Genomic DNA, 25,276 nt, shown 5'->3' on the forward strand with positions numbered 1-25,276 from the left:
AACAATGGCGCTCAGTGTACCTGCTTTTTTTCGCGGGTGCAGGCGTCACTGCGCTGGCTGTGCAGCAACGCGCAAAACCCTTTTACACAATGCAGGGTTATCACGCGATTTGTGCGTCGGATTCCGCAAACAGGTTGCAATGCCGCGCTGCTCTTTTAACATGGAAACATTGTCTACGGATGAACCCATTGATCAGGAAAAACCCATGCCCATATTTACCCTTCCTCCTCGTCAGCCGACTGCATCATCTCGCCTGCCTTTAACCCTGATGTCACTCGATGAGTGGGCGCTGGTCGCGGTGCAGGGCAAAGACAGTACTTCGTATTTGCAAGGCCAGCTGACGCTGGATGTGGCCGCGCTGGATGCGACGCAGCATCGTCCGGCAGCGCACTGCGATGCCAAAGGGAAAATGTGGAGCAGCCTGCGTCTGTTCCATCGTGGCGAAGGTTATGGCTACCTGGTACGCCGTAATCTGCGCGATACTCAGCTTCCTGAGCTGAAAAAATATGCCGTATTCGCCAAGGTGACTATTGCCGCCGATGATGATGCGGTGCTGCTGGGTATGGCCGGTTTTCAGGCGCGCACCGCGCTGGCAGACCTGTTTCCGGTGTTACCGGATGCCACAACCCCGGTAGTCCAGCAAGGTGACACGACTCTGCTGTGGTTTGAACAACCAGCCGAACGCTTCCTGCTGGTCACCACGCTGGCTCAGGCCGAAGCGCTGAAGGATAAACTGACCGGTGATGCGCAGTTCAATGACAGCACGCAATGGCTGGCGCTGGATATTGAAGCCGGTATCCCGGTGATCGACAGCGCCACCAGTGCACAGTTGATCCCGCAGGCCACCAACCTGCAAGCGCTGGACGCCATTAGCTTCAAAAAAGGCTGCTACACCGGCCAGGAGATGGTGGCACGCGCGAAATTCCGTGGTGCCAACAAACGCGCACTGTACTGGCTGGCCGGTCATGCCAGCCATCTGCCACCGGCCGATGGTTCGCTGGAATTACAGATGGGTGATAGATGGCGTCGTACCGGTACGGTACTCACCGCCGTTCAGTTGGATGACGGTGAGGTATGGGTGCAGGTGGTGATGAATAACGACCTGGAGCCGGATAGCGTGCTGCGGGTCGAGGGCGATGAAGGCGGCAAGCTGACCATCCAGCCGCTGCCCTATTCTCTCGAAGATTAATCCAGGCCAGGCTCCGTAATGGCGCGATTTATCGCGCCTTTACATCACATAGAAATAAATCGCGCAGAAGTGGCAAACGCTGCCACCCAGCACAAAAGCGTGCCAGATCGCATGGTTGTAGGGGATGCGTCGCGCAACATAGAAGATCACCCCCAGCGAGTAAACGATCCCTCCCGCCGCCAGCAGCCAGACACCGCCCGCTGATAATTTTGTCGCCAGCTGATAAATCACCACCAGCGATAACCAGCCCATGCTGAGGTAAGTGACCAGTGACAACACTTTGAAGCGATGGGCGATGGTCAGCTTAAAGATAATACCCGCCAGCGCCAGGCTCCAGATGACAATCATCAGCCCTTTAGCCAGCGACGATGTTAGTCCTACCAGCAGGAATGGCGTGTAAGTGCCCGCAATCAGTAAATAGATGGCGCAGTGGTCCAATTTCTTCAGCCAGTACTTGGCCTTTTGGTGCGGAATGGCGTGATAAAGAGTCGACGCCAGGAACAGCAGAATCATGCTGCCGCCATACAAACTGTAGCTGGTGATCGCCGTGACATCTGCCTGCATTTCAACAGCTTGCGTCAGCAATAATACTAAACCAATAATGCCAAACAGGCAGCCCAATCCGTGGCTGATACTATTAGCGATCTCCTCTGCCAGCGAATAACCCTGAGCGATAAGACGTTTCTGTACCATGCGAGTGCGTCCCGAAAACGAAGAAACTGACTGTGCTTTTTCTGTGCATCAGAGTAACCAGAATTAATTTCAGTGTACACATGTACGCTTAAATTAAACTGTGAATCGGTGTTACAACCTGCGTGATCAGACAACGGGAAAGTGTGTAGCGGCGCGATTTATCGCGCAATTTCGTGCGCGGTGCCGGAAAACCTGCGCGATAAATCGCGCCGCTACGGATCGGAGAATATTTTGTTTACCGCCCACCCGCCGCATCAATGATGGTGCCGGTGATATAAGATGCTGCCTCGCTGGTCAGCCAGACAATAGCCTCAGCGATCTCCTGCGGCTGACCGCCGCGCCCCATTGGGATGACGCTGGCAAGCCGATCTACTCTGCCCGGTTCGCCGCCATCAGCATGCATCTCGGTGTAAATAAATCCCGGACGTACGCCGTTAACGCGAATCCCCTGCGCCGCAACTTCCAGCGATAAGCCTTTGGTGAGCGTGTCCATTGCCCCTTTGGACGCAGCGTAGTCGACATATTCCCCTGGCGCCCCGGTTCTGGCTGCCGCGGATGACACGTTGACGATGGTGCCACCGCTGCCGCCGTGATGTGTTCCCATGCGCTTCACCGCTTCGCGGCAGCACAGGAAAGTACCGGTGACATTGGTGGCAAACACGCGCTGGATACGCGCAGCTGTCAGGTCTTCAGTGCGGCACTGCTGAAACAGAATGCCAGCATTGTTGACCAGCACCTTGAGCGAAGCATCGTGACGATCAAGCTGCTGAAACATTTGCATCACCTGCGCTTCATCGGCGATATCTGCCTGCACCGTGAAAGCCTGGCCACCCTGTGCTTCGATGTCCGCCACCACCTGTTGCGCTTCGACCTCACGCTGACGGTAATTTACCGCCACACAATAACCTGCCTGCGCCAGTAATAACGCCGTGGCACGACCGATGCCGCGACTCGCTCCCGTGACTAAAGCCAGTTCCATTTTGCCTCCAAAGAAAAAGGCCGGTTTCCCGGCCTTCAATAACGTGTGGTTCAGTGTAGCTTATGCATACTCGCTCATCGGTACGCAGCTACAGAATAGGTTGCGATCGCCAAACACATCATCCAGACGTTTTACCGTCGGCCAGTATTTGTTGGCACTCCCTGCCGGGAATACCGCCAGCTCGCGGCTGTACGGATGCGCCCACTCACCGACGATTTCCATCTGAGTATGCGGCGCATTGACCAGCGGGTTGTCTTCTGCCGGCCATTCACCATCGGCCACACGATCAATTTCCATACGGATGGCCAGCATCGCATCGATAAAGCGATCCAGCTCGATTTTGCTCTCGGATTCCGTCGGCTCCACCATCAGCGTACCCGCCACCGGGAACGACATGGTCGGCGCATGGAAACCGTAATCGATCAGGCGTTTGGCGATATCCATTTCGCTGATACCGGTTTGTTCTTTCAGCGGACGAATATCCAGAATACATTCGTGCGCCACGCGATCATCGCGGCCGGTATAGAGAATCGGATAGGCGGACTGCAAACGGCTGGCAATGTAGTTAGCATTGAGGATCGCTACCGAACTCGCCAGCTTCAACCCTTCTGCACCCATCATGCGGATGTACATCCAGCTGATCGGCAGAATCGAGGCGCTGCCGAATGGCGCTGCGGAGACCGCCCCCTGCTGCGTCAGCACGCCGTCAATCTGTACCACGCTATGGCCTGGTACAAATGGGGCCAGATGCGCTTTCACACCGATCGGCCCCATACCCGGGCCGCCACCGCCGTGCGGAATGCAGAAGGTTTTATGCAAGTTGAGGTGCGAAACATCCGCGCCGATATAGCCTGGCGTGGTGATCCCCACCTGAGCGTTCATGTTGGCACCATCAAGATAAACCTGGCCGCCGTACTGATGCACGATCTGGCACACTTCACGGATGGTCTCTTCGTACACGCCGTGTGTAGACGGATAGGTCACCATGATGCAGGAGAGTTTATCCCCCGACTGCGCCGCTTTTTCACGCAGATCACCAAGGTCAATGTTGCCCTGCTTGTCACAAGCCACCACTACCACCGACATCCCGGCCATCTGTGCCGACGCCGGATTGGTGCCGTGTGCAGAGCTGGGGATCAGACATATATGGCGCTCGCCTTCGTTACGGCTTTCGTGGTAGCGACGGATCGCCAGCAGGCCTGCGTATTCGCCCTGCGCGCCAGAGTTCGGCTGCATACATAGCGCATCGTAGCCCGTCAGTTGCACCAGCCACTGCGACAGTTGACCGATCATTTGCAGATAACCACCAGCCTGTTCTGCCGGGCAGAACGGGTGCAGTTCGGCGAATTCCGGCCAGGTGATCGGGATCATTTCCGCCGCCGCATTCAGTTTCATGGTGCAGGAACCCAGCGGGATCATCGCCTGGTTCAGTGCCAGATCCTTTTTCTCCAGGCTGTGCATATAACGCATCATCTCAGTTTCGCTGTGATGACGGTTAAATACCGGGTGCTCCAGAATCGCGCTCTGACGCTGCTGGCCCGCCGGGATGGCGCTGTTTTCAGCGGCCACGGCGCTGTCCAGTGCATCAATGTCCAGACCGTGCTCATCACCAAGCAAAATGGCGAACAGCGCCTGGACGTCTTCACGACGGGTGGTTTCATCCAGCGTGATGCCCACGGCGTTATGAATGTCACTACGCAGGTTCACACCGAAGCTCAGCGCACGGTTTAGCACCGCCGCTTTGTCAGCCACTTCCACCGTCAGGGTATCGAACCAGCTGTTGTGACGTAGTTTCAGACCGCCATTTTTCAGCCCAGTCGCCAGAATACTGGTCAGACGGTGAATGCGTGAAGCAATACGCTTCAGACCTGCCGGTCCGTGATAAACCGCATAGAAACCGGCGATGTTCGCCAGCAGCACCTGTGATGTACAGATGTTGGAGTTGGCTTTCTCACGGCGGATATGCTGTTCACGGGTTTGCATCGCCATGCGCAGCGCGGTGTTACCGGCAGCATCACGCGAGACACCGATGATGCGGCCAGGCATCGAACGTTTGTGCTCGTCACGGCTGGCAAAAAATGCTGCGTGCGGTCCGCCGTAACCCATTGGCACGCCGAAACGTTGAGCAGAACCAAATACGATGTCTGCGCCCTGCTTGCCCGGTGCTTCCAGTTGAACCAGCGCCATAAAATCAGAGGCGACACTCACCACCACTTTGCGGCTTTTCAGCTCGGCAATCAGGGAACGGTAGTCATGCACTTCACCGGTGGTGCCAGCCTGCTGTAGCAACACACCAAACAGGTCATCATGATCGAGCGCTTTGGCTGCGCTATCGATGATCAGTTCAAAACCAAAGGTTTCTGCACGGGTACGCACCACATCCAGCGTCTGCGGATGGATGTCGTCGGCGATAAAGAATTTGTTGGCATTTTTCAGCTTGCTGACGCGTTTGGCCATCGCCATCGCTTCGGCGGCTGCGGTGGCTTCATCCAGCAGCGATGCAGATGCGATATCAAGACCGGTCAGATCCAGCGTCAGGGTCTGGAAGTTCAGCAGTGCTTCCAGACGGCCCTGCGACACTTCCGGTTGATACGGCGTGTACGCGGTATACCAGCCTGGATTTTCCAACATATTACGCAGGATCACCGGTGGGGTGATTACGGCGGTATAGCCCATACCAATCCAGGATTTGTAACGCTGGTTCTGACTGGCAATTGCCTTCAGCTCTGCCAGCGCCTGCTGCTCGGTGGCCGCATCACCCACTGCGGGCGGACCCGGCAGTTGGATATCGGCAGGCACAATGGAACCGATCAACGCTTCCAGCGAGCTGGCACCGATCGCTTCCAGCATGGTGGCCTGTTGTTCCGGCGTAGGTCCGATATGGCGCTCAATAAAAGCGCCGTTATGTTCAAGCTGGCTGAGAGTCTGAGTCATTAGCAGTAAATCCTGAATCGAGCTGGGTATTAACAGACAAAAAAGAAGGTGCCGCCACGCGACACCTTCTGTTACTGGCGCTTATTCTTCGATGGTTTTTTTATAACCGTCGGCATCCAGCAGCGAGTCGAGTTCTGACTCATCGCTGGCTTTGATTTTGAACAGCCAACCGTCGGTGTATGGATCGCTGTTGATCAGTTCCGGTGAACCTTCCAGTTCTTCGTTGACGGCCAGAATTTCGCCACTCAGGGGAGCGTAAATATCAGAAGCTGCTTTCACCGATTCCGCTACCGCGCAATCTTCACCGCTCTCAACGACACGGCCCACTTCCGGCAGGTCGACAAACACCATATCGCCCAACAGCTCCTGAGCATGTTCGGTGATGCCGACGGTATAAGTACCGTCAGCTTCTTTGCGCACCCACTCATGGCTGTCTTTGTACTTCAATTCGTTTGGTACATTGCTCATCGCCAAATCTCCTGAAAAAGTTACTGTGCGACCGGCTTACCGGCGCGAACAAAAATTGGTTTGGTGACCTTCACCGGCATTTCACGGTTGCGGATTTCCACAATCGCCTGCTCGCCAATGCCCGCTGGTACGCGCGCCAGCGCAATGCTGTAGCCCAGCGTCGGAGAGAAGGAGCCACTGGTAATAATACCCTGCTGCGGCTGACCCTGTTCATCGGTGAAACGTACCGGCAAACCGTTACGCAGCACCCCTTTTTCGGTCAGGATCAATCCGACCAGTTTTTCCGTACCGGCAGAACGCTGAGCTTCCAGCGCCTCGCGACCAATAAAATTACGGTCGCCCGGTTCCCAGGCAATGGTCCAGCCCATGTTAGCCGCCAGCGGTGAAACGCCTTCGTCCATCTCCTGGCCGTAGAGGTTCATCCCGGCTTCCAGACGCAATGTATCGCGTGCGCCGAGTCCCGCCGGTTTGACACCTGCTGCCAGTAGACGCTGCCAAAAATCCACCGCAGCAGCGGCAGGCAGCGCAATTTCGTAGCCCGCTTCACCGGTATAACCGGTGGTAGCGATAAACAGATCGTCTGCCTGTACACCGAAGAATGGCTTCATGCCCGCGACAGCATCACGTTGTGCCGCACTGAACAGCGACTGCGCTTTCTGCTGGGCATTCGGTCCCTGCACTGCAATCAGCGCCAAATCGTCACGTTCAGTCAGGGTAATGCCATACGGCTGCGCGTGTTCACCAATCCATGCCAGGTCTTTTTCACGGGTGGCCGAGTTCACCACCAGACGGAAGAAGTCCTCGGTCATAAAGTAAACAATCAAATCATCAATGACGCCAGCTGAGGCATTTAACATGCCGGTGTACAACGCTTTGCCCGGCTGAGTCAGTTTGGCGACATCGTTCGCCAGCAGATAGCGCAAAAATTCGCGGGTGCGTGCGCCGTGCAGGTCAACAATGGTCATGTGGGAAACATCAAACATGCCGGCATCAGTGCGTACCGCGTGATGCTCATCCATTTGCGAGCCGTAATGGAGGGGCATCATCCAGCCGTGAAAGTCCACCATACGTGCGCCGCAGGCCTGATGCTGTTCGAATAGAGGCGTTTGCTGAGTCATAACCATCCTGTAGAAACAAGTGAGCGTGACGCGCCTGCGCAGCCGATTGCGGCTGACGCAAACGTTCTCTTTGCGCTGACGTTACCACCGAACGGCGTAATTAACCATAAGCAAAACGAGGGTGAACCATCACTAAGCGTCAGCACAGCGCCGAACAGAATGCAGGATAATTAACTGTAATTCAGTGATTAACCACGAATAAAATACAACAAATTAACTTTTATACAGAAAAATAATGCAATCCAACACCTTTCATGGGCAAATGGCACCGCATCAGAAAACCTTTTGCATGAGAAAATATAATGCGAATCAGGGCGTAAAATTAGAATAAATCAAACGAGGCGCAAAAAGGGTGCGGTAATGCATCAGGATGGTGCAAGGAGGGGCAATGATCGTAGCGGCGCGATTTATCGCGCGGCTTTTACCGGCATCGCGCACGGATTCGCGCGATAAATCGCGCCGCTACGGAATGGGTGCGATGTGAAGGAGGGATTAACGCAGCCAGCCGGGGATATCATTCAACCCCATGGCTTGTTTGAGCATCATCGATTTGATACCGGGTAGGGTATCGGCCAGCTTCAGCCCAACGTCACGCAGCAATTTTTTTGCCGGATTGCTGCCCGCAAACAACTCGCGGAAGCCCTGCATACCTGCCAGCATCAGCGCCGCGCTGTGCTTACGGCTGCGCTCATAACGCCGCAGATACAGATGCTGACCAATATCCTTGCCCTGACTGTGCAAACGTCGAATTTCACCGATCAATTCTGCAGCATCCATAAAGCCTAAATTTACGCCCTGGCCTGCCAATGGGTGAATGGTATGGGCAGCATCACCAACCAACGCCAGGCGGTGCGCGGCAAAGTTTCGCGCATAGCGCGCCATCAGCGGGAAGGTTTTACGTTCGCTTTCCACCTGACATAAGCCAAGGCGCATATCAAAAGCCACGGAAAGCTGTTGATTAAACAGCGCTTCTGGCATCGCCTGCAAACGGCTGGCTTCCTGTGGTGACAGCGACCAGACGATCGAACTGAGATGCGGATCCTGCATCGGCAAAAAAGCCAGAATGCCGTCACCGTGAAAGACCTGGCGCGCCACGGCGTCATGCGGCAGATCAGTGCGAATATTCGCCACTAGCGCGTGATGATCGTAATCCCAGAAGGTGATCGGGATATCGGCCTTATCACGCAACCACGAGTTGGCACCGTCGGCGGCAATCAACAAGCGCGCACTCATCATGCTGCCATCCTGGAGCGTGATAAAGGCTTCATTGTCGCCAAACGCCACCTGCTGCAACTGCGCCGGTGCCAGTAAGGTGATATCGCTACAATGGCTGGCTCGTTGCCACAACGCGCTGTGAATCACCGGATTTTCAATGATATGGCCGAGATGCGCGAGCCCCTGCTGCTCGTCATCGAAACTGATGCTGCCAAAGCTGTCCTGATCCCAGACTTCCATGCCGTGATAAGCGCTGGCGCGCAGGGCCAGAATGGTTGACCAGACATCCAGTTTTTGCAACAAGCGTTCGCTGGCTGCATTGATTGCCGATACGCGGATCGATGGTGCAGCCGCCGGATCAAACTGCGGTTCTGCGGCCTTCTCCAGCACCGCAACGCGTAATCCGCTACCTTGCAGCCCACAGGCGACGGCCAGTCCGACCATGCCACCGCCAGCGATAGCCACATCAAAAGTTTGCATTGCTGCCCCTTAATTCATGCTTAACGTTTTACCCAGCCGAGCGTACGCGCGGCAAGGGGGTTTCGCAGCCACGGCAGGTGGTCCATCGCCACCAGCCCAAGATTTCGTCCTGCCACCAGCGGAGCATAACGGTTGGCGAACAACCGCACCAGACCATCGGTGACGCCAATGGTGGCGGCACGGTCTGGCTGGCGTCGCGCGGCGAAATGATGCAACACCGCATAACTGCCAGGGTCCTGACGCTGACGCCAGGCACTGGCGAGATTTTCCGCCAGTGACATCACATCACGCAGGCCGAGGTTAAAGCCCTGTCCGGCAATCGGATGTAGCGTTTGCGCCGCATTCCCCACCAGCGCCAGGCGGTGCGCCACCTGGCGTTCCGCGGTTTGCAATGCCAGCGGGTAGATTTCGCGCTGACCGGTATGGGTGAAGCGCCCAAGACGCCAGCCAAATGCCTGTTGCAGCTCGCGCAGGAAAGTGGCGTCATCCCACTGCGTCAGGTTTGTTCTGGCGTCCAGTGGATGGCACCACACCAGTGACATGCGGTTGCCCGACATCGGTAACAGCGCCAGCGGGCCGTGTTCGGTAAAACGCTCGAAAGCGCGTCCCTGATGCGGAAGCTGCGTGGTGACATTGGCTATCACCGCCAGTTGCTGGTAATCCTCACGCTGCCAGTGAATGCCGCAGGAGGCTGCCAGCGGTGAACGCGAGCCATCAGCCGCCACCAGCAAGGCACCGTCCAGCTGTTCGCCACTGTCCAGCGTTACCTGCACGCTATCAGCGCTGCGTGACACCGCCGTGACATGATTCGGGCAACGTACCGTCACACCCGGAGCCTGTTTCAGACGCTGAAACAGGCGTTGTCCAACATCGAACAACTCCACCACCTGACCCAACGCCGGTAACTGATAATCCGCCGCCTGCATCGAGACAAACCCGGTATGACCACGATCAGAAACGTGCACATGGGTGATGGGGGTGGCACAATCCTGCAATGATCGCCACAGATCAATCTCCGCCAGTTGCTGGCAAGTGCCCGCCGCCAGCGCGATAGCACGACCGTCATATCCCGGATGCGCACGGCTTTCCGGTTCGCTGCGTTCAATCAACGTTACCGGCAGTTTTCCCTGGGTCAGATGAGAGAGTGCCAGCGCCAGGGTGGCACCGGTCATGCCACCACCTGCAATCAGAATACTCATGCCTGTCGTGCCGCCGCCATTAAGGCTTCAATCGCGTCAGCATCTTTCACCACGCTGTCGGTCAGATTCTCGTTGCCGTCTGCGGTGATGACGATGTCATCTTCGATGCGAATACCGATACCGCGATATTGCGCGGGAACCTTAGCATCCGGCGCGATATACAGGCCCGGTTCGATGGTCAGAACCATGCCAGGTTCGAGGATGCGGTCGCGGCTTGGCGTGCCATAGTGGCCGACATCATGCACGTCCAGCCCCAGCCAATGGCTTAGCCCGTGCATAAAGAACTGACGGTGGGCCTGCTCTGCCAGCAGCGCATCCACTTCGCCTTCCATCACGCCCAGCTCCACCAGACCGGTCACCATGATGCGCACCACTTCATCGTTGACATCATGGATGCTGACACCTGGACGGAATAGTTCCAGCGCTTTGTACAGTGAAGCCAGCACGATGTCGTAAATAGCGCGTTGCGGGGCGCTGAATTTGCCGTTAACCGGAAAAGTTCGGGTGATATCTCCCGCATAGCCCTGGAATTCGCAACCTGCGTCAATCAGCACTAAATCGCCATCACGCATCTCGCATTCATTTTCGGTGTAGTGCAGGATGCAGCCATTTTCGCCCGCACCAACAATGGTGTTGTAAGACGGGAAACGCGCGCCGTGGCGATTGAATTCATGCTGGATTTCACCTTCCAGCTGATATTCGAACATCCCCGGACGGCAAGCCTGCATGGCGCGGGTATGCGCCAGCGCGCTGATTTCACCAGCACGGCGCAGGATGGCGATCTCCTCTGGTCCTTTGAACAGGCGCATATCGTGCACCCACGGACGCCAGTCGGTGAGCGTGTCCGGCGCGCTCAAATTCTGGCGGAAGCCGCGACGCAGTTTTTCCAGCGCGCTGAACACCAGTTGGTCCGCTTCGTCATACAGCCCCTGAGCGTGATACACCACATCCAGCCCGTTCAACAGCTGATGCAGTTGCTCGCCAATATCATCCCACGGCAATGCCCGGTCCACACCGAGCTTCTCCGGGGCAGCATCCTGGCCCAGACGGCGGCCAAACCAGATTTCGGCCGTCAGATCACGCACGCGGTTGAACAGTACGCTGTGATTATGTGTCTCGTCGCTTTTAATCAACACCAGCAACGCTTGCGGCTCGTTAAAACCGGTGAAATACCAGAAATCACTGTTCTGGCGGAAGGGATACTCGCTATCGTTACTGCGCGTCACTTCCGGCGCAGCAAAAATCAATGCGGCACTGCCGGGTGCCATACGGGCAATCAGCGCCTGACGACGTTGCTGGAAAGTTTCCAGTGTAATCATGTTTGCACTCCCTGTTGAAAAGCGGGCACGGCAGTACCCGGAATGACGCGCTTAATGTAGCGTGGGTTTCTGCACCTCAGGTGCTGTTGGCGGCCGTGGCTGGTTGAAGGTGTCGTGACACAGCAAAGCGGCAACGCGTACATACTCAATCACCTCTTCGAGTGATTGCTCAAGTTCTTCCTGATCTTCATCTTCGTCATAGCCCAGTTGAGCGATGGTGCGCAGGTCATCAATCGCTTCGCCGGTTTCGCCAGTGACTTTGTCCAGTTTCGGCTGGGTCACGCCGAGTCCCAGCAAGAAATGGTTGACCCATCCTGCCAGCGCATCAGCACGGTCAAATACCGTGATGTCATCGTCTTCAGGCAACATCAGCTGAAACAGGAAACCCTCTTCAGCAAGGGTGTTGGTCAGGCTTTCATGGAGCGCCTGCAACGGCTGCGACAGGCTTTGCGAAAACGCCATGCCTTCGTTGGTGAGATCGTGCACCAGCGTCTTCCAGCTGTTATCCTGGTTACCGCCGCATAGTATGCCGCAAATCAAGCCGTGCATTTCGGCGGGGGTCATTCCCACGCCCTGCTGGGAAAGCGCCGCTGCCAGCGCATTGTAAGTGGGGGTTGCGTTCTGTAAAGACATAAGCTTTGGTCGTCGTTGGCAGAATAAGTTCGTGTTATGCTACCACCAGGTGCCTCAGGGTTTCCAGAAAAGGGGTTGTAACTTATCACCCAGGTCTATATAGTTGCGCTCCTCCCAAGCCATTGACTGCTAAGGGAGATGCGGGCAAAGTAATCAGTCAGGAAGGTGGCATGTCTGCACAACCGGTAGATATTCAGATTTTTGGTCGTTCGTTGAGAGTGAATTGTCCGCCTGAACAGCAAGATGCGCTGAATGCGGCAGCTGAGGACCTCAATCAACGGTTGCAAGATTTAAAAGTTCGCACTAGAGTCACAAATACAGAGCAACTGGTGTTCATCGCCGCGTTAAACATCTGCCATGAGCTGGCACAAGAGAAAGGTAAGACGCGCGACTATGCAGCCAATATGGAACAACGTATTCGTATGCTGCAACAGACCATTGAACAAGCATTAGTTGAGCAAGGTCGCATAACTGATCGCCAGGGCACAAAGTTTGAATAACACTTCATGGTTATCGTGATACAGTAACGGTGAAGTAAATTTTCTCTGAGATGTTTGCATGCGGGCCAGTCCCCTGAGCCGATATTTCATTACCACAGAATGTGGCGCTCCGTAACTTGTGAGCATGCTCGGTCCGTCCGAGAAGCCTGATAGTTGCGACGACACATTCACCTTGAACCAAGGGTTCAAGGGTTACAGCCTGCGGCGGCATCTCGGAGATCTCCTCTTAGTTCCACTTCTGTTATCCCCCGGTACGCATGATATAGTGGCTGGCAACAGCCGACTTTGCCGGGGATATCATGTCTGAACCCTCATTTCGCGACCGACAAGACATTCGTCAACACGTGCGTCATTTGCGCCGCAACCTCACGGCTGAACAGCAGGAACAAGCTGCCGACTTGCTGGCAGAACATGCCATCAATTTTGCCCCGATCAGTAATGCCGAACGTATCGCGCTGTTTCTTTCCGTCGATGGTGAGCTGAATACGCGCCCATTGATCGCCAAACTCTGGCAGCAGAAAAAACAGGTTTATCTGCCGGTGCTCCACCCTTTTGCCCCCGGCAATTTGTTGTTCCTGCGTTATACGCCCGACACGCCACTCAGCCCGAATAAACTACGCATTCCAGAGCCTCCGCTGGATATCACCCAAATGGTAACCCTTGATCAACTGGACGTAGTGATGGTACCGCTGGTGGCATTTGACCATAGCGGTCAGCGATTGGGTATGGGGGGCGGTTTTTACGATCGCACGCTACAAAACTGGCAGCAGCATGGTTTTCTACCGGTGGGGATTGCGCATGATTGCCAGCGTGTTGAAACGCTGCCCGTGGCAGCCTGGGATGTGCCGTTACCGGTAGTGATTACACCGTCGAAATTGTGGCAATGGTAAAAGCGTTGTGGTGCGATAAATCGCGCCGCTACGATATCTGTAGCAGCGCGATGTTAAATCAGTACAGCAGACGTGCGCGCATGGTGCCCGGAATCGCTTTCATCAGTTGCAGCGCTTTATCCGCCACATCCTGTTGTGCATCGATATCGATCACCACGTAGCCCATCAACGGAGAGGTTTGCAGATACTGGGCGGCGATGTTGATGCCCTGCTCAGCAAAAATCTGGTTGATGGCGGTCAGCACACCCGGGCGGTTTTCGTGGATGTGCAGCAGACGGCTGGCGCTGGCGGCATGCATCGGCAGCGACACTTCCGGGAAGTTAACCGCTGACAGGGTTGAACCATTGTCAGAATACTTCGCCAGCTTGCCAGAGACTTCCAGACCGATGTTTTCCTGGGCTTCCTGCGTCGAGCCACCGATATGCGGTGTCAGGATCACGTTATCGAATTCACACAACGGTGAATTGAACGGATCGCTGTTGGTCGCCGGTTCTACCGGGAATACGTCAATCGCCGCCCCCGCCAGATGTTTGTTCGACAACGCATCGCACAGTGCCGGGATATCGATCACCGTACCGCGCGCGGCGTTGATCAGCAGCGCACCCGGTTTCATCAGTGCCAGTTCGGCGGCACCAATCATATTCTGCGTTGACGGCGTTTCCGGCACGTGCAGGCTGACCACATCGCTCATGTTGAGCAGGTCAGACAGATGACGTACCTGAGTGGCATTGCCCAGCGGCAGCTTGTTTTCGATATCGTAGAAGAATACATGCATGCCAAGGCTTTCTGCCAGCACACCGAGCTGCATGCCGATGTGGCCATAACCGATAATGCCCAGCTTTTTGCCACGCGCTTCATAGGAACCCGCCGCAATTTTATTCCAGATACCGCGATGCGCTTTGGCGTTCGCTTCCGGAATGCCACGCAGCATCAACAGCATTTCGCCAATGACCAATTCGGCTACTGAGCGAGTGTTGGAGAATGGGGCATTAAATACCGGCACACCGCGTTTTGCCGCCGCATTCAGGTCAACCTGGTTGGTGCCGATACAGAAGCAGCCGACCGCGACCAGTTTCTCAGCCGCAGCGAAAATCTCTTCGGTCAATTGGGTACGGGAGCGGATACCAATGAAGTGTGCGTCACGGATCGAGGACTTCAGCGTCTCCGCATCCAGCGCACCTTTGTGGAATTCGATGTTGGTGTAACCTGCCGCACGCAAATTATCCAGCGCACTCTGATGGACACCTTCCACCAGCAGGAACTTAATCTTGTCTTTTTCCAGTGATAACTCTGCCATTTCCCGACCCTATTCAGAATTCAACGAGGGCTGCCATAAGCCAGCCTTCTGTCAAAATATCAAAAAATTCGTTTGCAGCAAGACAATCGATTGCCTCAACCTCAGCACGCGTCAGTGCTACGGCAGCACAATGCCGTACAAAATCGGGATATGCGTCCAGGGCGAAGAATGAACCTGCTGTTGATGACCATTTTGTGACATAAGTCACCGAATTTCAGCATACGAAGAAAAGATGTTTTGCGTATGGAAATAAGCGGCGCGGCAACCGCGCCGGACAGATCATTTGGTAATGGTTTTTACGCCGTCCGCCGTACCAATCAGCGCAACATCGGCACCGCGTGCCGCGAAAAGCCCCACAGTCACCACACCCGGCAGCGCATTGATGGCTTTTTCCAGCGCGATCGGATCCAGGATGCGCAGATTATGCACGTCGAGAATAATGTTGCCGTTATCGGTCACCACGTTCTGACGGTATTCCGGCAGACCGCCCAGCTTCACCAGTTCGCGTGCCACATAGGAACGCGCCATCGGGATCACTTCAACCGGCAGAGGAAAATGACCCAGCACATCGACTTCTTTCGAGGCATCGGCAATACAGATAAATTTCTCAGCCACGGCGGAGACAATTTTCTCCCGTGTCAGCGCCGCGCCACCACCTTTGATCATTTGCATCTGCGGGTTGATCTCATCCGCACCGTCGACATAAACCGAGAGCGAATCCACTTCATTGAGATCAAATACGTGAATGCCGAGGGACTTCAGTTTCTGCGTTGAGGCTTCCGAACTGGAAACCGCACCCTCAATTTGATGCTTAATAGAACCTAACGCATCAATAAAATGGGCAGCGGTTGAACCGGTGCCAACGCCAACAATGGTGCCCGGCTGCACATATTGCAGTGCTGCCCAACCTACCGCTTTTTTCAGTTCATCCTGGGTCATGGTATGTTTAAAACCTGTGCGACAACGAGGTGCGCGTAGTATAAAACAAGGCGGCGTAAAAAAGCGCGGCTGTTAAAAGCTTTGTAACTCAGCCCACAAAAACCATCTTTTGATTTTTTGTGGCATAGTACCCTCCACCCTGAACGAGAGAGAACAACAATGAAACGCCCGGATTATCGAACGCTTCAGGCGCTGGATGCTGTGATTCGTGAACGCGGCTTTGAGCGCGCCGCACAGAAACTTTGTATTACGCAGTCTGCGGTGTCGCAGCGCATCAAGCAGCTGGAAAATTTATTTGGACAGCCGCTGCTGGTGCGTACCGTACCGCCACGCCCGACGGAACAAGGGCAGAAGCTGCTGGCGTTATTGCATCAAGTGGAGCTACTGGAAGAGGAGTGGCTGGGTGATGAAAGTGTCGGCACCACACCACTGCTGCTATCGCTGGCGGTCAACGCCGACAGCCTGGCAACCTGGTTGCTGCCCGCGTTGAAAGATGTACTGGCCGATTCCCCGGTGCGCCTCAACATCCAGGTCGAAGACGAAACCCGCACTCAGGAGCGCTTACGCCGTGGTGAGGTAGTGGGAGCAGTGAGTATTCAGCCGCAGCCATTGCCGAGCTGTCTGGTTGATCAACTGGGTGCGCTTGATTATCTGTTTGTGGCTTCGCCCGAGTTTGCCAATCGCTACTTCCCGAATGGTGTGACGCGTTCAGCGCTGTTGAAAGCCCCGGCCATCGCCTTTGATCATCTGGATGATATGCATCAGGCGTTTCTGCAACAGAATTTCGATTTATCACCGGGTAGCGTGCCCTGCCATATCGTTAACTCGTCAGAGGCCTTCGTACAGCTGGCACGTCAGGGATCGACCTGCTGTATGATTCCACATTTGCAGATTGAGCGTGAACTGACGAATGGCGATCTGGTGGATTTAACGCCCGGCTTGTACCAGCGGCGTATGCTGTACTGGCATCGTTTTGCGCCAGAAAGCCGTCTGATGCGCCGCGTCACCGATGCATTGATTGCCCACGGCCATCGCGTATTGCGCCAGGACGATTTAGCCGCTTAACAGCCTGGACAAATTCGTAGCGGCGCAATTTATCGCGCATTTTTTGCACGCACGGGATTGCGCCGCTACGGAAACATTACGGTGTATTCGGTTTGATATCGAATACCACATCCACCTGATCGTCAAAGTGAATAGCCTGCTGCTCATAGGTTTGCTGCGCTGAGGTATCCGCCTCGGCTGCTGCGGCTTTGTACATGCGCGCCATTGGCATCGGCTGATAGTTGGCAACGTGATAGCGGATGCTATACACCGGGCCGAGTTTAGCGTTGAAACCTTCCGCCAGTGCCGCCGCCTGCTGCGTCGCATTGGCGATAGCCGCCTTACGCGCCTGATCCTTATAGGTCTGTGGATTTGCCACGCCAAGATCCACTGCACGAATCTCGTTCAGACCGGTTTTCAACGCGCCATCCAACAGTTCATTCAGCTTGTCCAACTGACGCAGCGTAACCTGCACCTGACGCACCGCGCGATAGCCTTTCAGCACCGATTTCCCCTCTTTGGTGTAATCGTATTCCGGCTGAGTACTCAGGTTGGCTGCATCGATATCTTTCTTCTCGATGCCATTTTTTTGCAGGAAATCAAAATATTGTGCAACACGACTGTCAGCCTGCTTTTTGGCATCTGCCGCGTCTTTCGACGAAACATTCACTACAATCGAGAGCGTAGCAATATCCGGGCGCGCCTCGACACTTGCCTGCCCTGAAGTGACCACATGCGGGCCATTCGGCAGCTCGTCGGCCTGAACCATCGCAGGCAATGCGCCCGCGCTCATTACGGCGGCCAGCGCCAGTGCTTTGAGTTTCACGAAAGTCCTCCTTGAAGATTCAATTCTGAGGTCGCCACTATGGCGAAGCCTGCTACACATTACCATGCGTGATGGTCTGAGTTTTGATTCAGCGAAAAGTTCGGGCACTCTGCTGTTATATCGTCTCCGCGATCACAAAATAACCACGGTTTATTCGCTGAATCTTCACACAACTGTTTCTATAAAAGAAACATCCTGACTTCCGGGAGTGTTCCACGATGACAGAGCAACCGATAGCCCAACCTCGTGTCAGCGTCCGTGCCGGGCGTACACGCTTTCTGATGCTTGGCCTGGTGTTTATCAACATCATCATTAATTACATGGATCGTACCAACCTTTCGGTCGCCGCTACCGCGATAACCGGTGAACTACGCTTTACCCCGCTGGAGATGGGGTTGATTTTCTCCGCATTTGGCTGGATTTATGCCGCATTACAGATCCCTGGTGGTTTCTTGATCGATCGTCTTGGCGCGCGGCTGGTATATGGCATCGGGTTATTTGCCTGGTCGATGGTGACGGCGCTACACGCCTTTGCCGGTAGCTTCCTCGCGCTATTTGGCCTGCGTTTGGGTGTGGGTGCCTTTGAAGCCCCGGTGATGCCCGCCAACAACCGGGTGATTTCCAGCTGGTTCCCGGAACAAGAGCGCGCCAGCGCCATCGGTATTTATTCGTCGGCACAGTTTGTCGGCCTCGCCTGCATGACGCCGTTGCTATTCCATGTGCAGGATGCGTTTGGCTGGCGTGGTTTGTTTCTGATTACCGGCGTCGTCGGCATGATTTGGTCGCTGGTGTGGTATCGCCTGTACCGTGAACCCACCGAACACAAAGGCGTTTCACAGGCGGAGCTGAATTATCTGCGCAGCAATGGCGCGCTGCTGGCAGCTCGCCAAAACACGCCACAATCACGTGCCCGCTGGCAGGATCTGGCGCAGATGTTTCGCAGCCGCAAACTGGTGGGGATCTACATTGGTCAGTTCACCATATCCGCCACCTTTTGGTTCTTCCTGACCTGGTTTCCGACCTATCTGGTGGAATATCGACATATGACGTTTATCAAGAGCGGCTACGTGGCGTCACTGCCGTACTTCGCGGCCTTTTGTGGCGTACTGCTGGCGGGCTTTGCCTCGGACCGCATGATACGCCGGGGCGTTTCAGCCAGCGTGGCACGCAAGCTGCCGGTGATCCTCGGTCTCTCTCTGACGTTGTTTATTCTCGGCGCCAATTACACTGACAATTCCGCGCTGATCATCCTGTTTATGTCGGTCGCCTTCTTTGGTAACGGTTTGGCGACCATTACCTGGGTGTTTGTCACGGCGCTGGCACCACGCCATTTGATTGGGATGGCCGGTGGCGTGTTTAACTTCACCGGCGCACTCTCTTCAATCGTGGTGCCGATTGCCATTGGCGCATTGATCGATGGTGATAATTTTGCGCCAGCGTTAGCCTTTATCGCTGTACTGGCCGCCATTGGCATCGCCAGCTACCTGTTTATCGTCGGGAAAATCGACCATGTCAGCGCGCCATAATCAAGCGCTGCGCCAGCGCCTGCAACTGCGCCAGTCGCTGCTGGAGATACGCCTCATCCGCCTGCCAGATTTTGGCAAACGCCAGTGCCGCGCGATTGTTATTAATCGGCTGCGCCATGCTGACTTCACCATCATCACGATGCCAGATGAGAGTGTCCTGGGTGCGTTTACGCGCCAGCAACGGAGCAATCTGCGCCCATTGCTCGTCAGTGAAACGTGGCCGCAGGGCTTCATCGCTCTCCGCCGCCAGCAGCGATACGCCGATCACCGACTGCCAGGCAGGCAACATATGGTAGCCCGCCAGCGCCTGGCTGGTGCTGGTGCGCTCACCCGGCTCCGAGTGCCAGATATAGATCACCTGATCCTCCCACAGCACGCCCAGCGCCACCACAATATCGCGCGGCGCATTGGCTTCCAGTTGTGGCAGCGCCTGAGCAAACAACGACGATCCGCGAATCGCCTGCGCCGCCAATGCATGTACCCCCGGTCCTGGCAGGTAGCGACGATGCTCATCCTGCATCGTCAGACCAATCGAGGCCATGGTCATCAGCAGGCGGTTGACCCGCGTGCTGTTCATCCCCATCTGACGGGCCAGTTCGCGACAGCCAACGGCTTTGCCACTGGAAACCAAATATTGCAAGCAGCGAATACCGTCAATCAGGCTTTGATTGGGTTGAGAAGACATAAGTCACCCTGTGGCGGTCAAAAATTTAATCTTAGCGTCAGAGTTACAGGAATGAAATGATGCAAATTTTCTCCTCTCAGGATGCACGCCAATTTCCCCTGCAACCTTTGCAGGCCGATGTGTTGGTTGCCGGTGGCGGTCTGGCCGGTGTCTGCGCGGCGCTGGCCGCAGCACGTGATGGCATGACGGTGGTGCTGATTCAGGATCGCCCGGTACTGGGCGGCAATGCCTCCAGTGAAGTCCGCTTATGGGCCAATGGTGCCACCTCGCACATGGGCAACAACAATCGCTGGGCGCGTGAAGGCGGCATCATGGGCGAGATCATGGAGGAGAACCTGTGGCGCAACAAAGAAGGCAACCCGGTGCTGTTTGATCTGGTGCTGCTGGATCTCGTCCAGGCACAACCCGGCCTGACGTTGCTTTTGAATACCACCGTCAGTGATATCGAGAAATCAGATCGCCAGTTGCAGGCGGTACATGCCTTTAACGCTATCAACCAGACGCGCTATCGGGTTACGGCCCAACAGTTTATCGATGCCAGTGGTGACGGGGTACTGGGTTATCTGGCCGGAGCCGCTCACCGTGTCGGTGCGGAATCCGTGGCGGAATTTGGCGAAAAAATGGCACCCGGCGAGCATTTCGGCCACAAACTTGGCCACTCCATCTACTTCTACACCAAACGTACCGCCACACCCGTGCGTTTTATCCCTCCCAGCTTTGCCCTGAAGGATATCCAGGCCATCCCGCGCTATAGACGCCTGACCTCAGAACTGAACGGCTGCGACCTGTGGTGGCTGGAATGGGGAGGACGGCTCGACACGGTGCATGAGAGTGAAACCATCAAATGGGAACTGTGGAAAATCGTCTGGGGAGTGTGGGATTACATCAAGAATTCCGGTGAATTTCCCGATGCCGAAAACCTGACCATCGAGTGGGTCGGTCTGATCCCCGGTAAACGTGAAAGTCGCCGCTTTCTCGGCGATACGTTGCTGTGCCAGCAGGATATTGTCGAACAACGCGATCATTATGATGCCGTGGCCTATGGCGGCTGGTCGATTGATCTGCACCCCGCGGATGGCGTCTACAGCGAACATGATGGCTGTCGTCAGTTTCACAGCAAAGGCACCTACACCATCCCATTCCGCGCCTTGTACAGCCAGTCGCTGGATAACCTGCTGCTCACCGGTCGGCTGATCTCCGCCACTCATGTGGCCTTTGGTAGCGCACGCGTGATGTGTACCTGCGGCGTACTCGGTGAAGCGGTGGGCCGTGCCGCCGCGTTATGCCAACAACAACATCTCACCCCAGCCGAGCTGGCCGCTGCTGAACATATCGGGCAGTTGCAGCAGCATCTGCTGCGTTATGGGGCTTATATTCCGCGCCAACGGCTGATCAGTCCGTCCGGCCCAGCAAAGGTGCAGGTCAGCAGCACGCTTCAACTCAGTACCCTGCCCGCAGATGGCGGCTGGCAGCCACTGGCATCACGTTGCGCGCTGTTGCTGCCATTGAAAGCCGGAGAGCGTTTGCCCGCACTGAAGGTGTATCTGCGGGCGGCACAACAACAGTCGTTGCAGGTAGCGCTGCTGACCAGCGACAATCCGGCCAATACTTGTGGCGACCGATATCTGACCAGTCAGACGCTGAAGGTGAGCGATCAGGGTGAATATCGGCTGGATTTTGCGTATCGCGCTGACGGCGATCGTTACCTGATGATAGCCTTCGACGAGAACCCGGCGATTGAGATTGCCCTGACCAATCAACGCCTACCGGGTATTATGATGGTGTTTAACAGCCTGAATCCACGGGTGGCGAAACGTACCCGTCAGCTTAATGATGGCGATTATGGTGTCGATGAGTTTGATTTCTGGCTACCGCGCCGCGCACCACAGCAGATTCTCATCGCCTTTGCCCTTGAGACACCGTTGCAACTGTGGCACCGCGACTATCTGCTGAATGGCAAGCTGCGGCCGGAAAGTCATACCAACTGCTGGGTGCCAGCAGTGGATGATGCCGCACCGCTGGTGAGCTGGCAGTGGCCGCAACCGCAGCAGGCCAGCCAGCTCACCCTGTTGTTTGATAACGATTTTGACCATGCCATGGAGACAGTACAAATGGGCCACGCGCAGGCGGTCACGCCGCATTGCACCACCCATTACCGCGTATGGCTGGATGAGATGTTGTTGGCCGAAGTGAACGATAACCACCACTCACTTTGCCATCATGCCTTACCCCAGGGAGTGAGCTTCCGCCAGATCCGTCTTGAGTTGCCTGGCACCGCGGGCGCACTGCCCGCGCTGTATGGTCTGCATTTACATCACCAGTTGGCAATGCCCTGACGCGCCAGTTGGAAAGCAATCACCCACATCACCGCGCCTACCAGCAGGTTGATGATACGCTGCGCCTGTACGGTACGCAGTCGGGGTGACAGCCACGCGGCCAGTAACGCCAGGCCAAAGAACCAGATAATCGAGGCGCTGACGCTGCCAAGCGCAAACCAGCGCCGTGCCTCTTCAGACGGCAACTGCCCACCGAGGCTCCCCAGCACGACAAAAGTATCGATGTAAACATGGGGGTTGAGCCAGGTCACCGCCAGTATGGTAGCGATAATGCGCCAGCGTCCCTGTTTCATCACTTCCGCCGATGCCAGCGATACATCCCCCTGCCAGGCATTACGCAGCGCTCCCCAGCCATACCAGGCCAGGAATGCCACGCCAGTCCAGGTGATGAGCATCAGCAGCACTGGCGACTGATGCAGCAAGGCGCTGCCGCCAAAAATACCGCCACAAATCAAAGCAATATCACTCAGGGTACAGAGCGCCGCCGTCATCAAATGATAATGGCGCTTGATGCCCTGGTTCATAACGAATGCGTTTTGCGGTCCCAACGGCAGAATAAGCGAAGCCCCAAGAGCAAGCCCTTGTAAATAAACAGATAACACGGGAATTTTTCCATCAACAGTGGCGATGACGTGAAGTATAGAGAGGCACTTACATTAGAGGAAATTGAAAAATTTAATAGGTCATTAGCAAAAATGATATCGTAGCAGCACGATTTATCGCACGTCTTTTCAAACCACGCGCGATAAATCGCGCCGCTACGTAAGGGTGATTATTCAGCGCGCTCGGCTAACGCAGCTTCATTTTTCACCGGATGGAAATGCACATCCATCTGCGGATAAGGGATGCCGATACCATGCGCGTCCAGCGTGCGCTTGTAGTTCTTCAGCAGGTCCCAGTAGACGTTTTGCAGGTCGCTGCTTTTGCTCCAGCAACGCACCACGAAGTTGAGCGAAGAGGCCGCCAGTTCGTTCAGACCAATCTGGATACCCATATCCTTCAGCACACGCTCGTCGGCTTCGGTGACCTCTTTCAGTAAGCTAATCACCTGATCAACATCCGCATCGTAGGCCACGCCGATAATAAATTCGTTACGGCGAATCGGCTCACGAGAGTAGTTCACGATATTACCGGCAATGATTTTGCCGTTCGGTACCACCACAATTTTACCATCGGCGCTTTTCAGGGTGGTGGAGAAGATCTGCACGTTCTGTACCGTACCCATCACGCCACCGAGATCAACAAACTCGCCGGTACGGAACGGACGGAAAGTCACCAGCAGAACGCCAGCAGCGAGGTTGGAGAGCGATCCCTGCAATGCCAGACCTACGGCCAGACCTGCGGCACCCAGAACGGCGATCACCGAGGCGGTCTGCACGCCCACGCGTCCCAGCGCCGCAATAATGGTAAAGGCGATAATGCCGTAGCGCACCAGCGCTGACAGGAAGTCAGCCACGGTAGCATCAATATGACGCGCCACCAGCACCCGGTTGATCGCATTCGAAATGATACGTGCCACAATCATCCCGATGATGATGATAGCAATCGCCGCCACAATATTGACGACATAGCTCAGGATCAATTCCTGATTACGTACCAGCCATCCACCCGCGTTGTTAATGCCGTCAACGACATTTAAATCTTCCATTTGTTAGCCCTGTTGTTGAGTTTCCCGCAGGAAAGAACAAAAACTGCCAGAATGAATCCGACACTCCCGCGTACAAGGGTAAACAATAATGGGAGCCAGCGCCAAAGATGGTCAGAATTTACTGAATAATCCGAAAATAATGCATAAAAAAAGGCCCTTTCGGGCCTTTTTTGTACTGTAAGGAAAAATTACAGCACGTCGATAGCGTTAAGCTCTTTGAAAGCCTGTTCCAGACGAACCACCATAGATGCCTGGGCAGAACGCAGCCATACACGCGGATCGTAGTATTTCTTGTTCGGGCTATCTACGCCGTTCGGGTTACCCAATTGACCTTGCAGATAGTCTTCGTTCTTTTTGTAGTACTGCAGAATACCGTCCCAGGTCGCCCATTGGGTGTCGGTATCGATGTTCATCTTGATCACGCCGTAGCTGATAGATTCTTCGATTTCCGCAGCAGAAGAACCGGAACCACCGTGGAATACGAAATCCAGCGAGTTGTGCGGCAGGTTGTGTTTCTTAGAAACATATTCCTGAGAATCGCGCAGAATGGTCGGGGTCAGCTTGACGTTACCCGGCTTGTACACGCCGTGCACGTTACCAAAGGATGCCGCGATGGTGAAACGCGGGCTGATTTTGCTCAGCTCGGTGTACGCGTAATCCACGTCTTCCGGCTGGGTGTACAGGGCAGAAGCGTCCATGTGGCTGTTGTCCACACCATCTTCTTCGCCGCCGGTGCAGCCCAGTTCGATTTCCAGGGTCATATCCAGTTTCGCCATACGCGCCAGATATTTGCTGGAGATCTCGATGTTTTCATGCAGTGACTCTTCAGACAGGTCGATCATGTGAGAAGAGAACAGCGGTTTACCGGTTTTGGCGAAATGAGCTTCACCTGCGTCCAGCAGACCGTCGATCCACGGCAGCAGTTTTTTCGCGCAGTGGTCGGTGTGCAGGATGACCGGCACGCCATACAGCTCAGCCATCAGATGCACATGATGCGCACCGGCGATAGCGCCAGCAATTGCCGCGCCCTGCGGTTTGTCGGTTTTGTAACCTTTACCCGCGATGAAGGCAGCACCACCATTGGAGAACTGAACGATGACCGGCGATTTCACTTTCGCTGCCGCTTCCAGTACTGCGTTGATGGAATCTGTGCCGACGCAGTTTACTGCTGGCAGGGCGAATTTGTTCTCTTTCGCCACTTTGAAGATTTTCTGAACGTCATCACCAGTGACAACGCCGGGTTTTACGAAATCAAAAATTTTAGACATGGTTGTGTCCTGTTTCGTTTACCGTTCATCCCCGAATCGAGGGGGACTGGATTTTATGCCCCATAGCGTCAGGGCAAGTCTTCAGGCGAC

General features: G+C 55.3%; 23 protein-coding genes and 1 other RNA gene. 7 read left to right on the plus strand and 17 right to left on the minus strand.

Annotated elements, in window-relative coordinates:
• The first annotated feature begins 205 nt into the window (after nucleotides 1-205).
• The gene (gene ygfZ / locus AC6I8W_RS16820) at nucleotides 206-1,189 is read left to right on the plus strand and encodes a tRNA-modifying protein YgfZ (protein WP_497835917.1); all 984 of its coding nucleotides are present in this window, start codon (nucleotides 206-208) and stop codon (nucleotides 1,187-1,189) included.
• Between the two features lie 39 nt (nucleotides 1,190-1,228).
• Here ygfZ and trhA read toward each other — a convergent pair whose 3' ends face one another.
• The 9 genes from trhA to AC6I8W_RS16865 all read right to left on the minus strand — a co-directional run bounded on the left by trhA (nucleotide 1,229) and on the right by AC6I8W_RS16865 (nucleotide 12,227).
• Nucleotides 1,229-1,882, minus strand: coding sequence for a PAQR family membrane homeostasis protein TrhA (trhA, locus tag AC6I8W_RS16825; protein WP_497835918.1), 654 nt, complete (start codon nucleotides 1,880-1,882; stop codon nucleotides 1,229-1,231).
• 235 nt (nucleotides 1,883-2,117) lie between these two features.
• Nucleotides 2,118-2,861 (minus strand): SDR family oxidoreductase, encoded by a 744-nt coding sequence (locus AC6I8W_RS16830; protein WP_497835919.1) that lies wholly within the window; start codon nucleotides 2,859-2,861, stop codon nucleotides 2,118-2,120.
• A gap of 60 nt (nucleotides 2,862-2,921) precedes the next feature.
• A complete protein-coding gene (gene gcvP, locus AC6I8W_RS16835) occupies nucleotides 2,922-5,795 on the minus strand; it encodes an aminomethyl-transferring glycine dehydrogenase (RefSeq protein ID WP_497835920.1) in 2,874 nt (957 codons plus the stop codon).
• Nucleotides 5,796-5,876: 81 nt separating this feature from the next.
• Nucleotides 5,877-6,263 carry a glycine cleavage system protein GcvH gene (gcvH, locus tag AC6I8W_RS16840; protein WP_497835921.1) on the minus strand — a complete coding sequence of 129 codons (387 nt, stop codon included), beginning with the start codon at nucleotides 6,261-6,263 and terminating at the stop codon, nucleotides 5,877-5,879.
• 20 nt (nucleotides 6,264-6,283) lie between these two features.
• Nucleotides 6,284-7,381, minus strand: a complete 1,098-nt coding sequence (gcvT, locus tag AC6I8W_RS16845) for a glycine cleavage system aminomethyltransferase GcvT (protein WP_497835922.1) — start codon at nucleotides 7,379-7,381, stop codon at nucleotides 6,284-6,286.
• Nucleotides 7,382-7,873: 492 nt separating this feature from the next.
• Nucleotides 7,874-9,076 (minus strand): FAD-dependent 2-octaprenylphenol hydroxylase, encoded by a 1,203-nt coding sequence (gene ubiI / locus AC6I8W_RS16850; RefSeq protein WP_497835923.1) that lies wholly within the window; start codon nucleotides 9,074-9,076, stop codon nucleotides 7,874-7,876.
• Between the two features lie 20 nt (nucleotides 9,077-9,096).
• A complete protein-coding gene (ubiH, locus tag AC6I8W_RS16855; RefSeq protein ID WP_497835924.1) occupies nucleotides 9,097-10,275 on the minus strand; it encodes a 2-octaprenyl-6-methoxyphenyl hydroxylase in 1,179 nt (392 codons plus the stop codon).
• Nucleotides 10,272-11,594 carry a Xaa-Pro aminopeptidase gene (gene pepP / locus AC6I8W_RS16860; RefSeq protein WP_497835925.1) on the minus strand — a complete coding sequence of 441 codons (1,323 nt, stop codon included), beginning with the start codon at nucleotides 11,592-11,594 and terminating at the stop codon, nucleotides 10,272-10,274. Before pepP ends, ubiH begins: the two co-directional genes overlap by 4 nt.
• A gap of 51 nt (nucleotides 11,595-11,645) precedes the next feature.
• Nucleotides 11,646-12,227 carry a YecA/YgfB family protein gene (locus AC6I8W_RS16865; RefSeq protein WP_497835926.1) on the minus strand — a complete coding sequence of 194 codons (582 nt, stop codon included), beginning with the start codon at nucleotides 12,225-12,227 and terminating at the stop codon, nucleotides 11,646-11,648.
• Nucleotides 12,228-12,397: 170 nt separating this feature from the next.
• On the opposite strand from AC6I8W_RS16865, the gene zapA reads away from it, so the two are divergent.
• The 3 genes from zapA (at nucleotide 12,398) to AC6I8W_RS16880 (ending at nucleotide 13,617) form a co-directional block, all read left to right on the plus strand.
• A complete protein-coding gene (zapA, locus tag AC6I8W_RS16870; protein ID WP_013510338.1) occupies nucleotides 12,398-12,727 on the plus strand; it encodes a cell division protein ZapA in 330 nt (109 codons plus the stop codon).
• A gap of 39 nt (nucleotides 12,728-12,766) precedes the next feature.
• Nucleotides 12,767-12,950, plus strand: a non-coding RNA gene (ssrS, locus tag AC6I8W_RS16875) — 6S RNA.
• 76 nt (nucleotides 12,951-13,026) lie between these two features.
• Nucleotides 13,027-13,617 carry a 5-formyltetrahydrofolate cyclo-ligase gene (locus AC6I8W_RS16880; RefSeq protein ID WP_497835927.1) on the plus strand — a complete coding sequence of 197 codons (591 nt, stop codon included), beginning with the start codon at nucleotides 13,027-13,029 and terminating at the stop codon, nucleotides 13,615-13,617.
• 58 nt (nucleotides 13,618-13,675) lie between these two features.
• On the opposite strand, the gene serA is transcribed toward AC6I8W_RS16880, so the two are convergent.
• From serA to rpiA, 3 genes are all read right to left on the minus strand, one after another.
• Complete coding sequence (gene serA / locus AC6I8W_RS16885; RefSeq protein WP_497835928.1) at nucleotides 13,676-14,914, minus strand: phosphoglycerate dehydrogenase; 1,239 nt, start codon at nucleotides 14,912-14,914, stop codon at nucleotides 13,676-13,678.
• 13 nt (nucleotides 14,915-14,927) lie between these two features.
• The gene (locus tag AC6I8W_RS16890; protein WP_150105794.1) at nucleotides 14,928-15,122 is read right to left on the minus strand and encodes a hypothetical protein; all 195 of its coding nucleotides are present in this window, start codon (nucleotides 15,120-15,122) and stop codon (nucleotides 14,928-14,930) included.
• 71 nt (nucleotides 15,123-15,193) lie between these two features.
• Nucleotides 15,194-15,853, minus strand: a complete 660-nt coding sequence (rpiA, locus tag AC6I8W_RS16895) for a ribose-5-phosphate isomerase RpiA (protein WP_021184632.1) — start codon at nucleotides 15,851-15,853, stop codon at nucleotides 15,194-15,196.
• A 159-nt stretch (nucleotides 15,854-16,012) separates the two neighbouring features.
• Here rpiA and AC6I8W_RS16900 point away from each other — a divergent pair, with 159 nt between their 5' ends.
• Nucleotides 16,013-16,918, plus strand: coding sequence for a LysR family transcriptional regulator ArgP (locus AC6I8W_RS16900; protein WP_497835929.1), 906 nt, complete (start codon nucleotides 16,013-16,015; stop codon nucleotides 16,916-16,918).
• Nucleotides 16,919-16,994: 76 nt separating this feature from the next.
• On the opposite strand, the gene AC6I8W_RS16905 is transcribed toward AC6I8W_RS16900, so the two are convergent.
• A complete protein-coding gene (locus AC6I8W_RS16905; protein WP_497835930.1) occupies nucleotides 16,995-17,723 on the minus strand; it encodes an oxidative stress defense protein in 729 nt (242 codons plus the stop codon).
• Nucleotides 17,724-17,941: 218 nt separating this feature from the next.
• On the opposite strand from AC6I8W_RS16905, the gene AC6I8W_RS16910 reads away from it, so the two are divergent.
• Complete coding sequence (locus tag AC6I8W_RS16910; RefSeq protein WP_497835931.1) at nucleotides 17,942-19,249, plus strand: MFS transporter; 1,308 nt, start codon at nucleotides 17,942-17,944, stop codon at nucleotides 19,247-19,249.
• Here AC6I8W_RS16910 and AC6I8W_RS16915 read toward each other — a convergent pair.
• Entirely contained in the window at nucleotides 19,236-19,934 is a 699-nt protein-coding gene (locus tag AC6I8W_RS16915; RefSeq protein WP_497835932.1) for an IclR family transcriptional regulator, read from the minus strand. The genes AC6I8W_RS16910 and AC6I8W_RS16915 overlap by 14 nt on opposite strands.
• A gap of 59 nt (nucleotides 19,935-19,993) precedes the next feature.
• Here AC6I8W_RS16915 and AC6I8W_RS16920 point away from each other — a divergent pair, with 59 nt between their 5' ends.
• Nucleotides 19,994-22,270, plus strand: a complete 2,277-nt coding sequence (locus tag AC6I8W_RS16920; RefSeq protein WP_497838216.1) for an FAD-dependent oxidoreductase — start codon at nucleotides 19,994-19,996, stop codon at nucleotides 22,268-22,270.
• Here the strand turns inward: AC6I8W_RS16920 and argO are convergent.
• From argO to fbaA, 3 genes are all read right to left on the minus strand, one after another.
• Nucleotides 22,249-22,872: an arginine exporter ArgO gene (gene argO / locus AC6I8W_RS16925; protein WP_497835933.1), complete on the minus strand. Its 624-nt coding sequence runs from the start codon at nucleotides 22,870-22,872 to the stop codon at nucleotides 22,249-22,251. The genes AC6I8W_RS16920 and argO overlap by 22 nt on opposite strands.
• 170 nt (nucleotides 22,873-23,042) lie before the next feature.
• Entirely contained in the window at nucleotides 23,043-23,918 is an 876-nt protein-coding gene (gene mscS, locus AC6I8W_RS16930; protein WP_497835934.1) for a small-conductance mechanosensitive channel MscS, read from the minus strand.
• A gap of 188 nt (nucleotides 23,919-24,106) precedes the next feature.
• A complete protein-coding gene (fbaA, locus tag AC6I8W_RS16935) occupies nucleotides 24,107-25,186 on the minus strand; it encodes a class II fructose-bisphosphate aldolase (RefSeq protein WP_480365574.1) in 1,080 nt (359 codons plus the stop codon).
• Between the last annotated feature and the right edge of the window lie 90 nt (nucleotides 25,187-25,276).

The organism is Pantoea sp. X-Soil-TKNS-1211, from assembly GCF_059730495.1.

Excerpts from the sequence above, each read along its gene's own strand:
- ygfZ (WP_497835917.1), top strand. The coding sequence starts at position 206 with ATGCCCATATTTACCCTTCCTCCTCGTCAGCCGACTGCATCATCTCGC.
- trhA (WP_497835918.1), bottom strand. The coding sequence starts at position 1,882 with ATGGTACAGAAACGTCTTATCGCTCAGGGTTATTCGCTGGCAGAGGAG.
- AC6I8W_RS16830 (WP_497835919.1), bottom strand. The coding sequence starts at position 2,861 with ATGGAACTGGCTTTAGTCACGGGAGCGAGTCGCGGCATCGGTCGTGCC.
- gcvP (WP_497835920.1), bottom strand. The coding sequence starts at position 5,795 with ATGACTCAGACTCTCAGCCAGCTTGAACATAACGGCGCTTTTATTGAG.
- gcvH (WP_497835921.1), bottom strand. The coding sequence starts at position 6,263 with ATGAGCAATGTACCAAACGAATTGAAGTACAAAGACAGCCATGAGTGG.
- gcvT (WP_497835922.1), bottom strand. The coding sequence starts at position 7,381 with ATGACTCAGCAAACGCCTCTATTCGAACAGCATCAGGCCTGCGGCGCA.
- ubiI (WP_497835923.1), bottom strand. The coding sequence starts at position 9,076 with ATGCAAACTTTTGATGTGGCTATCGCTGGCGGTGGCATGGTCGGACTG.
- ubiH (WP_497835924.1), bottom strand. The coding sequence starts at position 10,275 with ATGAGTATTCTGATTGCAGGTGGTGGCATGACCGGTGCCACCCTGGCG.
- pepP (WP_497835925.1), bottom strand. The coding sequence starts at position 11,594 with ATGATTACACTGGAAACTTTCCAGCAACGTCGTCAGGCGCTGATTGCC.
- AC6I8W_RS16865 (WP_497835926.1), bottom strand. The coding sequence starts at position 12,227 with ATGTCTTTACAGAACGCAACCCCCACTTACAATGCGCTGGCAGCGGCG.
- zapA (WP_013510338.1), top strand. The coding sequence starts at position 12,398 with ATGTCTGCACAACCGGTAGATATTCAGATTTTTGGTCGTTCGTTGAGA.
- AC6I8W_RS16880 (WP_497835927.1), top strand. The coding sequence starts at position 13,027 with ATGTCTGAACCCTCATTTCGCGACCGACAAGACATTCGTCAACACGTG.
- serA (WP_497835928.1), bottom strand. The coding sequence starts at position 14,914 with ATGGCAGAGTTATCACTGGAAAAAGACAAGATTAAGTTCCTGCTGGTG.
- rpiA (WP_021184632.1), bottom strand. The coding sequence starts at position 15,853 with ATGACCCAGGATGAACTGAAAAAAGCGGTAGGTTGGGCAGCACTGCAA.
- AC6I8W_RS16900 (WP_497835929.1), top strand. The coding sequence starts at position 16,013 with ATGAAACGCCCGGATTATCGAACGCTTCAGGCGCTGGATGCTGTGATT.
- AC6I8W_RS16910 (WP_497835931.1), top strand. The coding sequence starts at position 17,942 with ATGACAGAGCAACCGATAGCCCAACCTCGTGTCAGCGTCCGTGCCGGG.
- AC6I8W_RS16915 (WP_497835932.1), bottom strand. The coding sequence starts at position 19,934 with ATGTCTTCTCAACCCAATCAAAGCCTGATTGACGGTATTCGCTGCTTG.
- AC6I8W_RS16920 (WP_497838216.1), top strand. The coding sequence starts at position 19,994 with ATGCAAATTTTCTCCTCTCAGGATGCACGCCAATTTCCCCTGCAACCT.
- mscS (WP_497835934.1), bottom strand. The coding sequence starts at position 23,918 with ATGGAAGATTTAAATGTCGTTGACGGCATTAACAACGCGGGTGGATGG.
- fbaA (WP_480365574.1), bottom strand. The coding sequence starts at position 25,186 with ATGTCTAAAATTTTTGATTTCGTAAAACCCGGCGTTGTCACTGGTGAT.